The organism is Chryseobacterium sp. T16E-39, assembly GCF_002216065.1.
Taxonomy (GTDB): Bacteria; Bacteroidota; Bacteroidia; order Flavobacteriales; family Weeksellaceae; genus Chryseobacterium.
Genome location: NZ_CP022282.1, coordinates 1,963,696 through 1,979,856 on the forward strand (window position 1 = coordinate 1,963,696; position 16,161 = coordinate 1,979,856).

The 16,161-nt window shown below is 34.0% G+C and carries 16 protein-coding genes and 1 riboswitch; of the genes, 4 read left to right on the forward strand and 12 right to left on the reverse strand.

Annotated features, from left to right (window positions below; all coding sequences use genetic code 11):
• Window positions 1-95: 95 nt before the first annotated feature.
• Window positions 96-1,898: an endonuclease gene (locus CEY12_RS08880; protein WP_089027355.1), complete on the forward strand. Its 1,803-nt coding sequence runs from the start codon at window positions 96-98 to the stop codon at window positions 1,896-1,898.
• A gap of 141 nt (window positions 1,899-2,039) precedes the next feature.
• Here CEY12_RS08880 and CEY12_RS08885 read toward each other — a convergent pair whose 3' ends face one another.
• From CEY12_RS08885 to namA, 3 genes are read right to left on the reverse strand one after another with little or no spacing between them, the layout of a single operon-like run.
• On the reverse strand, window positions 2,040-2,360 hold the full coding sequence (locus CEY12_RS08885) for a CCC motif membrane protein (protein ID WP_089027356.1): 321 nt from the start codon (window positions 2,358-2,360) through the stop codon (window positions 2,040-2,042).
• A 20-nt stretch (window positions 2,361-2,380) separates the two neighbouring features.
• Window positions 2,381-2,671 (reverse strand): DUF2752 domain-containing protein, encoded by a 291-nt coding sequence (locus CEY12_RS08890; RefSeq protein ID WP_089027357.1) that lies wholly within the window; start codon window positions 2,669-2,671, stop codon window positions 2,381-2,383.
• Between the two features lie 25 nt (window positions 2,672-2,696).
• Window positions 2,697-3,749 (reverse strand): NADPH dehydrogenase NamA, encoded by a 1,053-nt coding sequence (namA, locus tag CEY12_RS08895; RefSeq protein WP_089027358.1) that lies wholly within the window; start codon window positions 3,747-3,749, stop codon window positions 2,697-2,699.
• A gap of 100 nt (window positions 3,750-3,849) precedes the next feature.
• Between namA and CEY12_RS08900 the strand changes: the two genes are divergently transcribed.
• The 3 genes from CEY12_RS08900 to CEY12_RS08910 all read left to right on the forward strand — a co-directional run bounded on the left by CEY12_RS08900 (window position 3,850) and on the right by CEY12_RS08910 (window position 7,550).
• Window positions 3,850-4,332, forward strand: a complete 483-nt coding sequence (locus CEY12_RS08900; protein ID WP_089027359.1) for a cytidine deaminase — start codon at window positions 3,850-3,852, stop codon at window positions 4,330-4,332.
• Between the two features lie 111 nt (window positions 4,333-4,443).
• Window positions 4,444-4,621, forward strand: a riboswitch (cobalamin riboswitch).
• A gap of 32 nt (window positions 4,622-4,653) precedes the next feature.
• A complete protein-coding gene (locus tag CEY12_RS08905) occupies window positions 4,654-6,501 on the forward strand; it encodes a TonB-dependent receptor plug domain-containing protein (protein WP_089027360.1) in 1,848 nt (615 codons plus the stop codon).
• 11 nt (window positions 6,502-6,512) lie between these two features.
• Window positions 6,513-7,550 carry a YncE family protein gene (locus CEY12_RS08910; RefSeq protein WP_089027361.1) on the forward strand — a complete coding sequence of 346 codons (1,038 nt, stop codon included), beginning with the start codon at window positions 6,513-6,515 and terminating at the stop codon, window positions 7,548-7,550.
• 156 nt (window positions 7,551-7,706) lie between these two features.
• Here CEY12_RS08910 and CEY12_RS08915 read toward each other — a convergent pair whose 3' ends face one another.
• The 9 genes from CEY12_RS08915 to CEY12_RS08955 form a co-directional block, all read right to left on the reverse strand.
• A complete protein-coding gene (locus CEY12_RS08915; RefSeq protein WP_089027362.1) occupies window positions 7,707-9,131 on the reverse strand; it encodes a CCA tRNA nucleotidyltransferase in 1,425 nt (474 codons plus the stop codon).
• Window positions 9,132-9,268: 137 nt separating this feature from the next.
• On the reverse strand, window positions 9,269-9,817 hold the full coding sequence (locus CEY12_RS08920) for an L-threonylcarbamoyladenylate synthase (RefSeq protein ID WP_089027363.1): 549 nt from the start codon (window positions 9,815-9,817) through the stop codon (window positions 9,269-9,271).
• A gap of 286 nt (window positions 9,818-10,103) precedes the next feature.
• A complete protein-coding gene (gene tnpA, locus CEY12_RS08925; RefSeq protein ID WP_089027364.1) occupies window positions 10,104-10,532 on the reverse strand; it encodes an IS200/IS605 family transposase in 429 nt (142 codons plus the stop codon).
• A 314-nt stretch (window positions 10,533-10,846) separates the two neighbouring features.
• Window positions 10,847-11,356, reverse strand: a complete 510-nt coding sequence (locus tag CEY12_RS08930; RefSeq protein WP_089027365.1) for a DinB family protein — start codon at window positions 11,354-11,356, stop codon at window positions 10,847-10,849.
• 66 nt (window positions 11,357-11,422) lie between these two features.
• Window positions 11,423-11,872 (reverse strand): GNAT family N-acetyltransferase, encoded by a 450-nt coding sequence (locus CEY12_RS08935; protein WP_089027366.1) that lies wholly within the window; start codon window positions 11,870-11,872, stop codon window positions 11,423-11,425.
• A gap of 11 nt (window positions 11,873-11,883) precedes the next feature.
• Window positions 11,884-12,366: a nuclear transport factor 2 family protein gene (locus CEY12_RS08940; protein WP_089027367.1), complete on the reverse strand. Its 483-nt coding sequence runs from the start codon at window positions 12,364-12,366 to the stop codon at window positions 11,884-11,886.
• Window positions 12,367-12,381: 15 nt separating this feature from the next.
• A complete protein-coding gene (locus CEY12_RS08945) occupies window positions 12,382-13,521 on the reverse strand; it encodes a cystathionine gamma-synthase (RefSeq protein WP_089027368.1) in 1,140 nt (379 codons plus the stop codon).
• Window positions 13,522-13,606: 85 nt separating this feature from the next.
• A complete protein-coding gene (gene gldC / locus CEY12_RS08950; RefSeq protein ID WP_089027369.1) occupies window positions 13,607-13,933 on the reverse strand; it encodes a gliding motility protein GldC in 327 nt (108 codons plus the stop codon).
• A 24-nt stretch (window positions 13,934-13,957) separates the two neighbouring features.
• Window positions 13,958-16,156, reverse strand: coding sequence for a thioredoxin-like domain-containing protein (locus CEY12_RS08955; protein ID WP_089027370.1), 2,199 nt, complete (start codon window positions 16,154-16,156; stop codon window positions 13,958-13,960).
• Between the last annotated feature and the right edge of the window lie 5 nt (window positions 16,157-16,161).

Here is a 16,161-nt window from a genome sequence, read left to right on the forward strand (position 1 = left end):
TATTGCATGCAATGCATCGCATTGAAAATTAACAATAATGTAATTTTTCATTTCATAAAAATGTAGTAATCTTACACCCTAAATTTTTATTAAATATGAAAAAAATTATCTTATTTCTTGCTTTAGCAGGCCTTGCTAAAGCCCAGGCTCCCGCAGGATATTATTCTTCTGCTAATGGACTAACAGGATCAGCTTTAAAAACTGAATTAAGTTCAATTATTACGAATGGTCACCAGGATAAAGGCTACGGTGGTCTATGGACAGCTTACAAAACAACAGATATCGATAAGACCTACGAAAATGATGGATCTATTATGGACATCTATTCTGAAAAACCTAATAGTGCAGATCCTTATAATTATACTGTAGTGACTAACCAATGTGGTACATATTCCGTAGAGGGAAATTGCTACAACCGTGAACATATCGTCCCTCAAAGTTTATTTAACGAAGCTTCACCAATGGTTTCTGACGTTAATTTTATCAGAGCTACGGACGGAAAAGTAAATGGAATGAGATCTAATTATCCTTTTGGAAAAGTTGGAACTGCCACTTTCACTTCTAAAAACGGCTCAAAATTAGGAAACTCCGTATCCTCAGGCTATGGAGGGACCGTTTTTGAACCCATCGATGAATTCAAGGGGGATGTTGCCCGTATGATCCTGTATTTTGTAACACGTTACCAAAGTAAACTTTCTTCTTTCTCTTCAGGAAACATGTTGGGAAATACAACTTTCCCTGGACTACAGACTTGGGAATTGAATGTATTATTAGCATGGCATAACCAAGACCCTGTTTCTCAGGCAGAAATTGTAAGAAACAATGCGGCCTACGCTTACCAGGGTAATAGAAACCCATTTATCGACAATCCAGCTTACGTAGGTCAGATTTGGGGATCACAGCAGCCCTCAAATGACACTCAGGCTCCAACTACAGTTACTGGTCTTACCGTGTCAGGAAAAACATCGAACAGTGTTTCTCTTTCATGGACTGCTTCAACAGATAATGTAGGTGTTTCTTCTTATGATATTTATATGAACGGAAGCTTAAAAACAAATGTAAGCTCAACTTCAACAACAGTATCAGGGCTTAGCGCTTCTACTACTTATAGTTTCTATGCAGTAGCTAAGGATGCAGCTGGGAATACTTCTTCCAACAGTTCTACCGTTTCTGCAACCACAGAATCAGGAGGGACTACTAATCCAGGTACAGAATGTGTAAATGAAACTTTCGAAACCATTCCTACAGGTAGCTCATCAAGCTATTCTACAAGAACCTGGACTAATGGCGGAATTACATGGACTGCCACTGATGCAAGAACGGATCAGACGATTTCCAATAAGGCCATTACGGTAAGAGATGGGTCTTTAAAATCAAGCAACTCAAGCAATGGTATCGGATCATTAACGGTAACTACTCAGTTAAAATTCAGCGGAAGTGCAGGAACATTCAATGTTTTGGTTAATGGAACCCAGGTAGGAACAATTCCTTACAGTGCAACATCTGCAACATCTACCATCAATAATATCAATGTATCTGGTAATGTGGTGGTAACTTTAGAAAATAACTCAACAAGCAACAGAGTGGCTCTTGATAACTTAAGCTGGACTTGCTACTCAGGAACGGGAAAGCAAAGCAAAAGCATCTCTTCTGATGTACAGATTGAGTCTAAGGATTTAAAAATCTACCCTAACCCAATTTCAAACCAGGAAATCTTTGTAAAAGGAGACACTCAAAACGTAAAAAAGGCTGTGATCTATAATTTACAAGGAAAGGCTATGCAAACAATTAATCATCCTTTTGAAAACAGCAGAAATTCAATTAAGATTAAAAGCCTTGAACAAGGAGTTTATATTCTAAAACTGGACAACTCCAGTTTGAAATTCATTGTTAAATAATAACTTAATTCCATACAATAAATCCTTCACTACAAGTGAGGGATTTATTTTTTATCAAAATCAATGGAATGTTTTTATCTCCAAAATAAAATAGACTGTAGTTTGTACTGCAGTCTATTATTTTATAACTGATAGGGTTATTTATTTACCCATGTTTTTTAATTGATTAATCTGATCCATATAACCACTCCAACCCACTGTTGAAAGAACAAAGATCATATAGGCTAAGCTAAGGATTCCTATAACAAGACCTATAATACATAAAATTCTTCCTACTTTCAAATTGTCATAATCCGAATACAGGCTCGGATCTTTTTGATACAGGGCATTATCTTTATTAAACAGGTTCATTCCGATTAATCCGCAGATTACTCCTACGATCCCGTTACAGCAGCAGCTGCCCAGGATAGCGACGATTCCTAATACTAAAACGGTTGTTGCGTTTGGTAATTTTTGATTCATAGTTATTTATTTTGTTAATTTTATTTTATGGGTAAAGGATGTCTGTAAAAATAGGAAACGACCATGATAACTGAATTAATGATTGCTAAAAAAACTAATGCATTTCCGTAATTTCTTTTTTTGTCAACAAAATTCAATCCTACTGTAAATAAAAAAAGAAGTAAAGTATACACAGCCGGAAACATATGAAAAGCTTCTGAGAACTTCCCCTCAAAAACCAAAACAATTGCTCTTTGTGTACCACATCCAAAACATTCTATTCCCAGAAATTTCTTACTTGGGCACGGCAGCATAAAATCTTCAATTTTCATTTCCTGAAATATTATTGTTCTAAAATTAAGAAGAAATTTTAGCTCTCAGATATTGATGTGGAAAAAAACAATTTTCTTCCATCTCAAACGATCCCTGAACAGCAATATAGGGATTTCTCAAAATTTCCCTGGCAACAAAGATCAAATCAGCATCTCCCTTTTGCAAAATTTGTTGTGCCTGCTCCACTTTCGTGATTAAACCTACCGCTCCCGTTTTCACATCTGCCTCATTTCTTACTCTGGAAGAATAAGGTACCTGATAACCATCAAAAACAGAAATTTTTGCCCCATGGATATTACCTCCACTTGAAACATCAATTAAATCTACTTTATGTTCTTTTAATACTTTTGCTAATTCTACGCTGTTATTTACATCCCATCCATTTTCAGCATATTCAGTTCCCGATATCCTCACAAATAACGCCACATTTTCATTGATTTCTTCATTGACAACATCCACTATTTCCAACAAAAATCTAATCCTGTTTTCAAAGCTCCCTCCATATTCATCCGTTCTGATGTTGGAAAGTGGGGATAAAAACTGATGAATTAAATAACCATGAGCTCCATGAATCTCAATAATATCAAATCCTGCTGCCACAGCTCTTCTTGCTGCATTTTTAAAGTTCTGAACCTGCTCTTTAATTTCCTCAACGGTTAAAACATGTGGAATCCTCTCAGTAGGATGATATGGAATCGGACTAGGAGCTACCGTTTCCCACCCCTCTTCAATCGAAATCTGGATATTATTCCAGGTTGATCCCTTTCTTCCGGCATGTGCCAATTGTATTCCTATTTTACTTTCTGAATTAGAATGAACAAACTCTACAATTTTCTGAAGATTTCCTGCCTGTTCATCATTCCAGATCCCCATACATTTATTGGTAATTCTTCCCCGTGGTTCCACGCCGGTTGCTTCGACCATTATTAATCCAGTCCCTCCCTGAGATCTGCTTCCGTAATGCACAAAATGAAAGGCATTCGCCAATCCGTTTTCGCATGAATACATACACATAGGAGACATTACCCAACGATTTTCCAGTTCTACATTTCTAAATTGTATCGGCGTATATAGCATGTTTGTCTATTTTAAATTTAACATTAGGAGAAGGATAAAATAGGTTTGTCCACGTGATGAAAAAGAACTAATTTTACCTCCCCTTTTTAGGCTTCAATATATGAAAAAAGACATACAGATCGGCTACGAATACTTTAAAAATAGTAGTGAACTGAACGATATAGAAAAAAAACTTTTCGAAAGAGCAAAACTAGCTCGTGAAAATGCCTATGCTCCTTACTCTCAATTCTTAGTTGGTTGCTCTGTATTACTCGAAAACGGTGAAATATTTTCCGGAAACAATCAGGAAAATGCGGCTTTTCCTTCAGGCCTTTGTGCTGAGAGAACAACTTTATTCTGGGTAGGCGCTAATTTTCCAGATCAAAAGATTAAAAAGATTTTTATTGTCGGGGGTCCAAAAGAATTTTCTGAAAAAAATCCACCTATACCTCCATGTGGAGCATGCAGACAAAGCTTAATCGAATACGAAACAAAACAGAAGGAAAATATCGATCTTTATTTTTCAAGTATGAATGATGAAGTGGTTAAGGTAAGTTCGATTAAAGATCTTTTACCTTTTTATTTTGATGCAACGTTTTTGTAGGGTGAAACTGTGAATTTGTGAAATCGTAAAATTGCGAGGCATTAATCTGTTTATGCATGATTGTTTTCATTACAAATCATCATATACAATTGGCATTTCTTTTTAAAAACTTATCTTTGCAAAAATTTTGGTTTTCAAGCTTTTGAAAATAATAGGGAATTGGGTGTAAACCCCAAACTGTCCCCGCAACTGTAGATCGCAACCATAATTTCTATAAAAAACCACTGTGAAAACGGGAAGGTATAGAAAAGCGAAAGTCAGGAGACCTGCCAAAATGATAATATCAAAAATATATTGCTTTCGGAGGAAAAGTAAAATAGTATGAAGAAAACTTTAGTACTGCTTTTATCGTCATCTGCCTATTTTCTCTGTCTTGGACAGGAGAAAGCAATTGACACGGTTTATATTTTTGATAACCAGATGAAAAAAGTAAAGCTTTTTCATAAGGTAAATACCATCACACCTCAGGATGTAGAGAAAAACTCAACCAATCTTTCAGAACTTTTACGTTTCCAATCTCCGGTTTATATTAAAGAAAATGGCCGTGGTGCCGTTTCATCCCCTTCTTTCAGAGGAACAACAGCACAACAAACTGCTTTTGTATGGAATGGAATTAATATCAATTCAAATTTTCTTGGGCAGGGAGATGTTAATAATATACCTTTATTTGGATATGACCACTTAGAAGTGAAAGCTGGTGGCGGAAGTGTTATTTATGGAAGTGGAGCTATTGGAGGTAGTATTCACCTTAATAATAGTCTGGATTTTAATAATGGTTTTAAAGCTTCTTTGTATTCTGAGGCAGGCTCTTTCAATACCTTTACTAATTTTGGACAGGCTTCTTACAGTAATGATAAATTTAGTTTCAAAGTTTCAGGAAATCATTCGATCAGTCAGAATGATTATGAAGTAGAAGAGAAAAACTACCTGAACAGAAATGGCAAATATTATAATTCGACTTTTAATGTCGGAGCCTCTTATAAAATAGCTCAACATCAGACTATTTCATGGCAAAGTCAATTTTTTGATTCTGCACAAAACTATCCTATTTTTGTAGAAAACGGGAATAGGACAAAATATGAAACACAAAGCATCAGAAGTCTAATTTCCTGGGATATTAATAAGAATAAATTTTCAAATAGCTTAAAAGCAGCTTATACAGAGGAAAATTTTCAATATTTTGGCAACTATAACGCTCCAAAAACAAGTGGATCATCTGGGAAAAATTATATTTTCAAAAATGATTTCAATTATTTTATCGTCCCCAAATTAAACATCAACGTGATCACTGAGTTTCAGGTGAACAAAGGTGAAGGCTATCAGCCATATATTCAGGGTGTGAAAGCAGAAGGCATTGGAGATGTAAGCAGAAATGTAGGATCTGTAGCAGGATTGTTACGTTATTTCCCAACCAAAGATCTAAGATTTGAGGCTGGTGTTAAAAAAGATTTTGTTCAGGATATCAGTTCACCTTTACTTTATTCATTTTCTGGAAAATGGAACGCTTTACAATGGTATAGTGTAGGAATAAATGTATCAAGAAATTTCAGATTTCCTACTTTTAATGACCTCTATTGGAATCCTGGAGGAAACCCTGATTTAAAACCAGAAAATTCTTACCAAATGGATATGGATCATGAATTTAAATTGGGTGAGTTTAAATTAATGGTAAGTCCTTATTATCTGAATATTTCAGATGATATTGTATGGCTTCCTACAGCGGCCGGATATTGGTCACCTGTTAATATAGGAAAAGTTCAATCTTATGGTTTAGAATCACAAATTTCCTTTGAAAAACAATTTAGAGAACACCATTTCAGATTTAATTTGGGATACACATTATCAAAATCTATCAATAAGGCAACCGAGAAACAAATGATGTATGTTCCACTTCATAAGGTTTTTGGGAACTTCGATTATCAGTATAAATTCATAAAATTCTATGTTCAGGGAATGTTCAATGGCTTGACTTATACAACAACCGATGAAAAAAGAGAAGATGCCTTAGATCCTTATTTTGTTTTAAATACAGGAATATCAGCAACGCTTTTAAAAAAATATACCTTAGGGTTTAAAATAAATAACTTAACCAATACTGTTTACGAGACCGTTTCTTATTATCCGATGCCAAAAAGAAACTACAGTATTTCAGCAACTATAAATTTCTAATAAAAAATAACATGAAAATAACTAGACTTTTACAACTATTATTTGCTACGGTATTACTATTTAATATTTCGTGTAGCAACGACAGTGATAGCAGCCTACCGGTAATTACCTATGAAAATGGATATTTAATTGCCAATGAAGGGAATTTCGGCAAGCCTAATGCAGAAGTAACTTTTGTTTCAAGAGATTTAACTTTCAGTCAAAACAGTATTTTTTCAAAAAACAATGGATCTCAATTGGGAGATGTTTTACAGGCTGTAGCCTTTAATGGCGATAAAGCTTATCTTTTGTTAAACAACTCCAATAAAATTCAGGTAGTTAACCGTTACACATTCAAAAGCGCTGGCGAAGTTACCAATCAAATTGACAACCCTCGCTATGTTGCTGTTACGAATAACAATGTTTATGTAACTAATGATAAATATAACGGGGCAAAATATGTAAGTATCTATAAAAGTTCGGATTTGTCGTTCGTTAAAAAAATTACGTTCACTGAAGCTGTTGAAAGAATTGTTGAAGCTGGAGGAAATATCTTTGTTCAAAATGCAAGCTTCGGTTTTGGAAACAAAATTACTTACATCAACACTTCAACCAACGAAGTACAATCTGCAATTACATTACCCAACGGAAATATCAACAAAACTATTTCTTATAACGGAAATGTTTACGTCATTGCTTCAGGAACTGCTGATTCTTACATTTATCAGATTTCAAATACTGGAAATATTACTAAAACAACTACATTAACAGGTATTTCCAACGCCACCAATCTACAGATAGATGGTGGAAAGTATTTCTTCTCTTCTGCAAATAAAGTTTATTCAATGAATATGACTTCTAACGTCACTCCTACTACTCCAATTATCACTGCTGTAGATGGTGGACAATACTATACACTATATGGATTTAGCGTTGTAGATGGAAAAATATTCACATCAGACGTTAAAAACTTTACAGAAGACAGTGAAATTACAGTGTATACAACTACAGGATCTAAAATCAAATCTTTTACAACCGGTAAAGGTTCTAATGGTGTGTATCTGAATTAAGAAATTTATACTTCGGTATACTAATAAATTTTATTTTTTTTCATCATTTGTGTTTTTTCCGGGCTGCCTTAGGGCAGCCCGGATTTCTTTTACAAAGGTTAAAAAAAGGGGTCTGGAAAACTATTTTCCAGACCCCTTTTTTTTAGTCAGTTTATTTTAAATCTTAACTTCTAATCCCAACTTTTCAGCTTCGGCAATGACGTATTTTTTTGCTTCTTCATGATCGTTCTGGATTTCTCCCTCCAGAATCGCTTCTTTTACTTTTTCTTTTAAAATTCCAATCTCTCGCCCAGGCTTCAGATCAAACATTTCCATGATTTCTTCTCCGGAAATAGGAGGTTGAAAATTCCTTACCTGATCTTTCTCTTCAACTTCCTTTATTTTTACAGCAACATATTCAAAATTACGTTTGAATTTATCTTGCTTTTTAGAATTTTTCGTTGTTATATCAGCTTTACAAAGTGTAAATAGATCCTCCATATCTTCACCAGCGTCGAACAGCAGCCTTCTCAATGCAGAATCAGATGCATCATCAGTGATCAATGCAATCGGACGGGATGAAAGTTTCACCATTTTCTGTACATATTTCATATCCGGTCCTAAAGGTAATTTAAGTCTTTGGAAAAGTACTTTGGCCATCTTTGAACCTAAAAATTCATGTCCATGGAAAGTCCATCCTGTTCCCTCGACAAACTTTTTTGTTGGAGCTTTTCCAATATCATGAAGTAAAGCAGCCCAACGTAACCAAAGCTTATCTGTATTAAGAGAGATGTTATCCACTACTTCTAAAGTATGGTAAAAATTATCTTTATGGGTTTGACCTTCTACTTCTTCTACCCCTTTTAACTCTATCAACTCTGGAATGATGTATTTCAAAAGACCTGTCCGCTCCAATAAGCTTAATCCTATAGAAGGTTTTTCAGAAAGCATAATCTTATTAAATTCTACCATAATTCTCTCCATAGAAACAATTTTAATCCTTTCTACTTCCTGACTAATCGCCAATAAAGAATTTTCCTCTATCGTAAACTGTAAGGTAGATGCAAAACGAACTGCCCGCATCATTCTCAAAGGATCATCAGAATAGGTCTGTGCAGGCTCTAGAGGAGTCCTTAAGATCTTTTTCTCTAAATCATCCATCCCGTTGAATGGATCAATGAGTTCACCAAAATTATCTTTGTTTAAAGAAATAGCCATTGCATTGATGGTGAAGTCTCTTCTTTTCTGATCGTCTTCCAATGTTCCACCTTCTACTTCAGGTTTTCGACTATTTTCAGTGTAGCTTTCTTTTCTTGCTCCCACAAATTCAAGCTCAAGATCTTTATATTTGATCATTGCTGTTCCATAAGTTTTAAAAATGGAAACTTTTAATTTAGGATCAATTTCTCCTGCAACACTTTGTGCCAATTCAATTCCACTTTGCTCAGTAACAAAATCAATATCTGTAGAGGCTTTTCGCTTCATCAATAAATCCCGAACATATCCACCAACAATATATACTGACTGGTTATTTCTGGATGCAACTTCCGAAATGATTTTGAAAAGCTTTAGATTTTTATTTTGATTGAGATTAATGAACATATTTATTATTTAATGTAAAACCATTAAGAAACTAAGTTTCCGGACTTATTTAAAACCCTATAGATTTTAAACAAACTCACTTTCTTAATCTCTTAATGGCCAAAATGATTTTGCAAAGATAATTAAAATCTTGTTTTCTATTCCCTAAGAACCTTTATTCTGTTATCACTCCATATTTTGATCACCGAAGATCCTGAATATTTGGAAACTTTTTCTCTGTCTTCTTCCACAGCATAATCAACCAGATCAATAATTTCTGAAGAGATATCAGAAAATTTCAATGGGCTTTTATCTCCGCTAAAATTAGCTGAAGTAGAGACTAATGGCCTGTTTAGTTTTGTAATGAGTTTTTTACAGAAATCATTTTTCACCAGACGAATCCCCACACTTCCATCTTCTGCCAATAATTCTTTAGGCAATCCTCTCGGATTTTCATACACAAGAGTTACCGGTTTCTCACTGATATCAATAATTTCCCATGCCATCTCAGGCACGTCAACCAAATCCTGAAGCCTTTTTTCAGACTCCACTAAAATGATCATGGATTTGTTCTTTTCACGTTTTTTAATGTCAAAGATCTTGTTGATCGCTTCTACATTAGTCGCATCGCAACCAATTCCCCAGATCGTATCTGTAGGATAGAGGATGGTTCCACCGGATTTTAATATGTTGATAATGTTTTCCATTTTATTTTTTTAGAATAGGGAGAAAAATGAAAGATAAAAGACTTTCTTAGTATACCCCTTCAAATTGAAATTTATTTAGCAAAAATAAGGATTTTCTGTCATGCTATGGTTAAAGCCATTTAGGTTATGTTTAAAATAATAAACGGATTTTTCTCCATTTCAATAGATGCCATTTGTAATTGATAGAAATATAGATAATTTAAAAAAAAATCAAAATTTCATATCAATAGCGGTGGGCTTTAGCCCGCCTTTAATAATTAAAATTCAAATTGGCTTTAGCCAAAATTTACATCTTGAAATTATATTTCTCGATAAATTCCTGATATTCTTTTGCAAAGGTTTTCGTCTGATGATGTTTTTCCTGATTTCTAATATAATTTCTAACAGCAGGGATCATTGATTCAGAAACAGAGATCGCAAAATATTCATCCTGCCAGCCAAATTTATCTTTAATCAATTGATTTTTATTAATCCAATAAGAAGATTCTCCTTTTATTAATTGTACAATTTTCTCGATATTTTGCCCGGATCCTAAAGAAATTAAACAATGACAATGATCCGAATATCCATTTATCATATCCAGATAAATTCCTTTTTCAGTTGCGTAATCTTTTATGTGTTTCCATATTTTCACTCTTAAATGTGGAGTGTTTAGATAAGGTAATCTGTTTCTTGTAGAGAATACAAGATGGATGTAAATTTTGATAAATGACATTGTGTTTTTATCAAAAATAGGAATTTTTATATTATGTTTTGGCTAAAGCCAGTGGAAGGTAGAAAATGGTCAACGGGCTAAAGCCCGTTTCTATTGATAGCGAATGAATGATTTTTATAAAACAAAGAATCAATATTAAAAATATATCAATAGGGATAGACTAAAGCCAACTGTAATAATTAGAAGAAGCATTGGCTTTAACCCAACATCCTGAATTACATAATAAATTTTACATTAAACTCTTTTTCTAACAGCCTTAAATAAAAAGGTCAAAGCCTGTTATATTGGTCATTAGTCGAAAAAATTCCGATAAATTATTTTTGTAGTTTAGGCAAATACCTTTCTTCAATAATATTCAAATGATGATAATTGTGTCCAACGATGAGTTTCCCAATCGTTTCAACAGAAATTTCATTACCGCTGGCTGTCCCTATGTTAGCAAAAGCACTTGGGTTAAGACCTTCCAATAATATTTGAGATGATTTCCTTACTGCTTTGTACTCTTCTAATAGGGATGGTAGGTTCCTTTCGTTAGCAAAAGAATTATTAGCATAATCATTTTCATCAAATCCAGGCAATGCAGCCTGCTCTCCTCTTGCAAAAGCAAGCATTCTGTATTGGAACACTCTTTCTGTATCTGATAAATGTAATAACACTTCTTTTAGTGTCCATTTACCTTCTGCGTAAGCAAAATGAGATTGTTCCTCTGTAAGGTTTGAATAAATATCAATTGTTTTTTCTCCAGATCTGTTCATTTCTTCCGACAAATTTCCGGAAGGAACAAGGTCTAAATATCGTTGAATATATTTCTGAAATTCAGTCATGTTTTTGAGTTATGAGTTATGAGTTATGAGTTATGAAAATTAAATAATTACTCAATAGCAGATGTATTATTCAGGATTTGTCCATTCATAGAAATTGACAGAATTATACAGTTCAAAGCCACAAGCCGGATATAATTGATTTCCGACATCATTGCTTTTTCCTGTTTCCAATAAAACCCCACAAGCTTTTGAAGACTTACAAAGCTCTTTAGCTTCTTCTATTAATTGTTTTGAATATCCTTTTCCTCTGTATTGATCATTCACATAAAGATCATTGAGTAACCAATAACGCTGCATTCTCGTCGATGAAAATATTGGATACAATTGAACAAAGCCTATTAATTGTCCATTCTCTTCAGCAACAAAAATTTCAGAATCTTTATTCTCTATTCTCGCTTTTAAAAAGTTTTGGGCAGCAGGAATATCAGATTCCTTATGGTAAAAAACTCTGTATTGATCAAACAGATCAGACAATTGCTCAAGATCTGAAATACTGGCCTTTCTTGTATTTTTCATCTATTCTATAACTATAAGTGATGGTCGTAACTTAGAACTCTTTTCATTTTCCAATCTTTACCTTCTAAAATCCATAAAATGGTAAATTTTGCGCGGCTGCCTTTATTCCATTTCCCTTTAAAAAGCTCAGAAAATTCATGTTCGCCTTCCTGAATAAAAGCGTACAAAACATTATTATTGTACAGAGGATATACCTGCATGGTGTTTGGAACAAGTTCACGTTTGACCTTATTCGGTCCGCCGCAAATATTATTTTTTATAGAAGCGATAAAAGCTTCCTTTCCAGCAGTGATCCCTCCTTTATCGTGATAAAATTCAAGATCGTTACTTATTATAGAATTATAATGAGAAAGATCACATTGATTAAATCCAATATCGAATATCAGGCTGTCCAGCTTTTTGGCAGTTTTATACAGCTCATCGGTTGTTTTAACCTGCGCAAAAAGAAACGAGTTCAATAAGCTGAATAAAATTACTAATTGGATCTTTCTCATTATATATTTTTTTAATTAAGAAAAAGCTCTTTCTAAATCTGCAATAAGGTCTTCTGCATCCTCAATTCCAACACTTAGACGAACCAAATCATCAGTGATTCCCAATTCCGCTCTCTTTTCTGCAGGAATAGAAGCGTGAGTCATTAATGCAGGGTGGTTGGCTAAAGACTCCACTCCACCTAAAGATTCTGCTAGAGTGAAAACCTTTACTCTTTCCAAGAATTTGATCGCATCTTCTTTTTTTCCGGATTTGAAAGTAAAGGAAACCATTCCTCCGGCTTCTTTCATCTGGGATTTTGCTAAGTCATATTGTGGATGAGATGATAATCCCGGATAAATCACTTTATCAACAGCAGGATGACTTTCAAGATATTTAGCTACAGCAAGACCATTATCAGAATGTCTTTGCATTCTAAGAGCAAGGGTTTTAATTCCTCTCAATACTAAATAAGAATCATGAGGTCCTAAAATACCACCACTTGCAAATTGAATGAAATGTAGTTTTTCTCCTAATTCAGCATCTTTGGCAATAAGCGCTCCTGCAATAACATCAGAATGGCCACCTAAATACTTTGTTGCAGAGTGCATTACAATATCAGCTCCTAAATCTATCGGTCTTTGAATATAAGGGGTTGCAAAAGTATTATCTACAGCAACTAAAATATCTTTTCCTTTAGCAATCTCTACAACTGCTTTGATATCCACCAGCTTCATCAAAGGATTTGTAGGCGTCTCCACCCAGATCAGCTTTGTTTTATCTGTTATAACATCTGCAATTTTAGAAACATCATCAAAATTTACGAAAGTAAACTTCAGCTGATATTTTTCAAAAAGCCTTGTAAACATTCTGTAAGTTCCACCATATAAATCATCAACTGCAATAACCTCATCACCTGGATTCAGTAATTTTAAAACACAGTCGATGGCAGCAAGACCTGAACCGAAAGCAAGACCTCTTGCCCCATTTTCAATGCTCGCTAAAGAGTCTTCCAAAGCCTGTCTTGTCGGGTTTGCAGCTCTTGAATATTCGTAACCGGAATGTACTCCGGGACTTTTTTGTGCAAAAGTAGAAGTTAAAAATACAGGAACATTTACAGAACCTGTTGCAGATTCATGGTGTTGACCACCGTGTATAACTTTTGTATTAAAATTCATAATATTTTTTTTAATGTAACACTCTAACAGTGTAACAATTTAACAATTATCTTTTATTGTTACACTGGTAGAGTGATATATTGATTTACATTTTTATTGCGGACTTTATAGCAAACTCTTCTGCCATCTGCTCGATCCATTGTGCCACATCCTCTTCTCCCGTAGCTCTCTGATAGGTATTTCCCAATGAAACTAAAATCTGGTGAATGAACATTTTCATCTGGTCCACAGGCATTTCTTTCGTCCAAAGATCTATTCTTAAAGCTTCCATAGCTTTCTCATCCCAAACAGAAATCATCGTTGCTTTAGTTTCCTCCTTTTCAACACCTCCATCCTGAGCATTCCATGTGATTAATTCAGGAATGTGGTTTTCATCTAATTCAACGTCTATCGTTATCTGAGTCTTTCTCATATCAATTTTAAATTTTTCACAAAGTTAATACTTCTTGAGCTTATCTAAAATTTCTACGAAATTATCTTCATCAGGAAATGGGGTATTCAGGTTAAAAACTTTTCCTTCAGGATTGATAATAATAAATCTGGGAATCGACTGAATTTTATACTTGCTCATAAACCCCTGTGCATCTGCCAACCAGTACTGAGGGACTTTCGAAGGTTTTGTTTTCAGATAATTCAGCCATTTCGTTTTATCTTCATCTAAACTAATTGAGATAAATTGAATATTACTATAACGACGATATTGATTACTTCGGGTATCAAATATCGGTCGGATCTGCTTACAAGGTCCACACCAGGTCGCCCATAAATCTATAACCGTATATTTTCCTCTGTATTGTGATAGCTGATGTGGCTTACCATTACCATCAAGAATTTTTAAATCTGAAAAAGGGGCCCCCTTTTGTGAGAGATTAAGCTGTTCGAATTTCGATGAAACGAGTCTTTTGTATTCATTATTTTCCAAAACTCTAAATTCTCTTGAAAAAAGCTGAGCTCTTGCAGTACTATCTGATTCCAACTCCATACTTTTCACAAGGTGTTTCGATAATAATCTATCTTTATTAATGTTGTTGGGCAAGGCATTCAATTTTATAAAAAGAAGACTGTCAGAATTTGATAATCGGTCCTTATCGGTGAGCATTTGATCGAGCTTATATTGAATGTAATCATCATTTTTACTTAAAAGCTCCGTAGGTTTTTTAATTTGTGCATTCAATTCATTTAAAAATGGCTTTGGAGCAGCAAATTTAGGATCATTCCAAGAAGTCATTTTTCTGTAATTATTAATTTCATTTAAATACTGAATTGCTAAAAGCTGTTTTCTGTATTCTTTATAGTTGCCGGAAAGAGCATTGTTTTCAGGATCTGTATAATACTCTAATCGTTTTATATTATCCTCCCAGTCAGATTGTGCTAATTTATAAAATTGGGTTGGATCGTCATTATATTTCTGTTGTTCAAGAGCATATGAAAATTCAAAACCAAAACCATCTTGTGTGTTTTTAAATTCCTGTTCTGCAGACCGGTTGGATTTCATAAAGTACTTCATTTTGGTTGCGTTGCACTGGATATCAAAATCAAATCGATCTCCGCTTCCCATCATAAAGTCTATTTTTTTGGTCCCGAATTCAAGGCTATACAGATCAAACGGTATATTTTGATTGGTTTCCCATGAGAAGACCCCGTTTTTGATAACTGCACTTCCCATTTGCTTATGGAAATCTTTAGAAAAAATTTTCACAGAATCTATCTTCAGCTTTGAATCCAATACCCCTTTAATGACAATACCCTCACCCTCACTTTTATAAGCCTTTGGTTTCTGTAAAATAAAAAACGCTCCTGAAGCCACTATCACAAATACAGATGAAAAAGCAATCTGTTTTTTATTTTTAAGAAAAGCAATTTTAAAGCTTTTGCTTTGATACCAATAATACCCAATTATTAAAAATAATATTGCCCAGAACACGCTCAGGTATTCACTGTAGGTAATAAAATGATTAAGACTTCTTATGTTTGTGGCTTTCCCTAAAATATACAATGAATTGTAAGGAAAGAAAGTAAAGTCTATTCCTTTTACTAAAGAAAAAGTATTAACAATAAGTCCAAGAATACCTACGAGAAAAGCCCATATAAACCCGGGAAAAACAACAGATACGCATAGTTGAAGTGCGGCTATCCCGAGTATAGTAATACATAGTCTTACCAATGTTTTTACGATCCAAAGTATATCAAAAGTCAACAGTTTGGTTTCACTCGGATAAATGTAATAATCCAGCAATGAGAATAGGATGCTAAATCCAAAATAAGAAACAATACATAAAAAACTCAAGATCAACAATACAATATATTTTGAAAGATAAAGTTGCAGTTTACTAATCGGTTGGGTTTCCATAAGTTGCCAACCATTATTTTTATGGTCTATTTGCGCTATTCTATTGGCTGCAATAATAATGTACAGCAACAGAAAGAACATAGAAAAAGCTTTAAAATTATTCGTTATTGAATATTCAAAGACAGAATAAGAAAGATCTTCCGATGTTATAAATTTCGGATTGAAAATCTGATTTACAAAAGTTATAAGCGGAATTAAGACTCCTAAGACTAATGCCAGGTAAACTAATCCTAAACCTTTTATTTTTAACCACTCTGTAAAGACTAGTGTTGTTAATTTTTTCATTTGTG